The 466-nt window shown below is 53.2% G+C and carries 1 pseudogene; it reads left to right on the forward strand.

The annotated features are described in order from the left end of the window. Positions 1–466, forward strand: a pseudogene (locus tag AACY19_RS27200) (helix-turn-helix domain-containing protein); the annotation flags it as partial.

Below are 466 nucleotides of genomic sequence, written 5' to 3' on the forward strand. Positions count from 1 at the left end.
AAAAGGCGCAGTCAGCGTGATTACACGCTGAGCTTTAAATTGGCGGTCGTCGATCAAGTTGAAAAGGGCGAACTGAGTTATAAAGAGGCTCAACGGCGTTATGGGATTCAGGGCCGGTCGACTGTGTTGGTGTGGTTACGCAAGCATGGACGGCAGGACTGGAGCCAAGGCGCCTCCATTCGTGCCCAGAGGAACCGACCGATGGCCGAGCCAAATTTGCCGCTGACACCAGAGCAGCGAATCAAGGAGCTGGAAGAAAAGCTGGCCCTTGCCAACCAGAAAGCCCAATTTTTTGAAGCAGTCGTTGACGTGCTTAAGAACGATTACGGTGTTTCTGTCGTAAAAAAGCGATCCGGCAAGTCCTCATCCAAGGGCAAATCGAAGGCCTGAGTGTTACCAGGGCTTGCCAGTTTCTGGGCATCTCACGGCAAGCGTATTACAAGCGCAATCGAGCTTACGACGCGCA

This window comes from Pseudomonas sp. EA_5y_Pfl2_R50, from assembly GCF_963970475.1.
Lineage (GTDB): Bacteria > Pseudomonadota > Gammaproteobacteria > Pseudomonadales > Pseudomonadaceae > Aquipseudomonas.